Source organism: Paraburkholderia sp. SIMBA_027 (assembly GCF_046535315.1).
GTDB lineage: Bacteria > Pseudomonadota > Gammaproteobacteria > Burkholderiales > Burkholderiaceae > Paraburkholderia > Paraburkholderia tropica.
In genome coordinates this window covers 1-245 of sequence record NZ_JAWRWY010001367.1, presented here as the reverse complement: position 1 = coordinate 245, position 245 = coordinate 1, and the positions used below count along the sequence as shown (strand labels likewise).

Sequence of the window (245 nt, the reverse complement as noted above, 5' to 3'; positions counted from 1 at the left end):
GATGGAACGCGGCGACCGTGCGCTCGCGGCAAGCCGCCGATGCACTCGCGATCGTCAACGCGACCGGCAGGCCCTGCCCGACTTCGCGCGCGAAGCTCGGACCGGACAGCACGCCGTTGCTGCCGTGCCCCGGCAATTCGACGGCGACCACCTGATGCGGCAACAACTGCGAGTCGGCCTCGAAACCTTTGCACAACCACACCACATGCGCCGGCACTTTGCCCGCGTCGCGCATCGCCCGGAAC

The 245-nt window shown here is 69.0% G+C and carries 1 pseudogene; it reads right to left on the bottom strand.

Features of this window, described 5'->3' with window-relative positions:
- Positions 1–245: pseudogene (locus SB764_RS43650) on the bottom strand (glycerol-3-phosphate dehydrogenase); the annotation flags it as partial.